Source organism: Terrisporobacter muris, from assembly GCF_024621905.1.
GTDB lineage: Bacteria > Bacillota > Clostridia > Peptostreptococcales > Peptostreptococcaceae > Terrisporobacter > Terrisporobacter muris.
This window is the reverse complement of sequence record NZ_JANKBY010000470.1, coordinates 1-2162: the sequence shown is the minus strand read 5'-3', so window position 1 is coordinate 2162 and position 2162 is coordinate 1. Positions and strand designations below refer to the sequence as shown.

Annotated in this window: 2 protein-coding genes; both read right to left on the bottom strand. The window is 25.9% G+C overall.

The features are described from left to right. On the bottom strand, positions 1-1121 hold a 1121-nt coding region (locus tag NSA58_RS19310; RefSeq protein ID WP_257560876.1), incomplete at its 3' end, for a GNAT family N-acetyltransferase. 5 nt (positions 1122-1126) lie between these two features. Continuing rightward, entirely contained in the window at positions 1127-2032 is a 906-nt protein-coding gene (locus NSA58_RS19305; protein ID WP_039680578.1) for a DUF2156 domain-containing protein, read from the bottom strand. Positions 2033-2162: the final 130 nt, after the last annotated feature.

Genomic DNA, 2162 nt, shown 5'->3' with positions numbered 1-2162 from the left:
AAAATCAAATCTAAAAACTCTATAGCCTCTTTATTTTCTTTTAAGTTATTTAATAAATAAGCTTCTTTTGCGCTTATATATGAAAATGCCAATTGAGATATGGTATTTATATTAAACTCTACATCATAATCAAATTTTCCTTCTTCAACGCTTAATTGATTATTTTCTAAAGTAATTTTAAATATCTTATTATTTTCCTTTATATAATCATCTTTAAGAGAAATAATTAAGCTCGATTGATTATTACCTTCTATATTCAAGCTTTCTAAAAAACTCTTAAAGTTAATAATTCTGCCCATCATAAAAGGCTTTAATTTCATGGTTACAGTTCTTGGATTTGATAAAATAAATCTTATTTTATCATCTACAGGTGATGTTATATTTACTTTTTTGCACTGAGTGTTATGATTGTATATAAATCTTAACATTCCCTTAAGAGCATTTATATTTTTATAGTATAACTCTCTAACAAAAATACTTTCTCCATTTATGAAGTATATTATATATCCATCACTTCCCTCATTTTCATGAATATAAATATGCCCATCTTCACTTTCTACTTCTTTAAATAAATTTTTATAGTAGTTTTCATCCCTTACTACTATTCCATTTAAGTTTTCTAAGAAAGATTCTTCTATATTTATCATTTCATTAATATGATTTAAGCTAGCTTTTTTTAAACATCCTAAAGATTTAAATCCTCTTAGATCTTCCATATTAATTTCATATTCTATTTGGTCATAACAATGCTCATAACCATATTTTCTATATAATCTATAATCTATTGGCATTAATATGGATACTAGTTGATCTTTTTTATATAACTCATTTAAAGTAAAATCCATAATATGCTTCATATACCCCCTACCCCTAGCTTCTGGTAAAGTAGAGACTCCTACTACATAAGATGTACTATATTCTTTATCATTCAATTTTATTTTATATTGATTTAATTGAAGAGAAGAGACTATATTCGCCTCTTCTTCAACTACTATTGTGTTATAATTTTTATATTTATTATTAAAATAATACTCTGTAAATTTAGGACCATCATTAAAACAATAGTTCCAAATTTCCATTATATTATTTTGATCACATTCACTAGCAAACCTAATATTCATAAATCTTATACCTCTCTAACAGTATATTTTTCTACAAATCTAACCGGGTGGTAAGAAAGTTTAGCTTTTCTAAGACCTTCTATTCCTAAATCCTCTTCTCTGTTTACAAATTCTACATCACTAAATTCATGAACTAAGAATTGTTGATTTATAAATGGATATAGTCCTCTTATACTTGGATTAGCTTTTTCTATATGAATTAGTGCCATATCAGGATTTATATATTCTCCCATAGTGAAAGCTTCTAATTTTCCATCTATAAATATACCTGCTATTTTAAGTTTGTCTTTTAAAACACTGTAGTTTTCAAATAACTTTTTAATTCCTATAAGTTCTTCTTCCATCTCTTCATCTATTTGACCATTCTCTTCTTTATTGCTAGTCCATTCTTGCACCAAGGCTAAACAAGCATCAAAATCTTCTTCATCAAGTAATCTATATTCATATCTTCCTTCATACTCTTTTATGAAGTAATTTATGTGGTTTCTTTTCTTTACGTTTTTTCTACCTTTTAGTTCTCTCATGCTTTCCCCGTCATAAACATAATCGAATAAATCTCTTTCTTCAGTATAATCAAACTTTCCTGGGTAATTTTCTTTTAAAAATTCTACCACTTCTTTCGTTATTCCTCTAAAGTAAATCTTCTTTTGTTCTTTTTCAAAATAATCAACAACAAATTCTATAACTCCTGGCATATCTTCTTTTTTCGCTAATGGTAATATTGAGAATGTATTTCCTTCGTACTCTGCAACTATCACAGCAAATCCATCTCCTATATAGTAACCAGTTTTATATAAATGTTGCCACATGTATAATGTATTGAAACAGTATTCACATGCTTCATAATCTACTAAATCGAAATATGGATTAAGAAGTTCTCTAGATTCCATACTTATGTCTTTAAAAATCATAATTTCCTCCTAATTTATTGCTCTAAATTCTATGTTAAATAGTAATTTTACATTTGTACTTTATTATTAAGTATTTTCGTTCAAAATTAAATTTAATATATATGATACCCTAACAATATATATATAAACA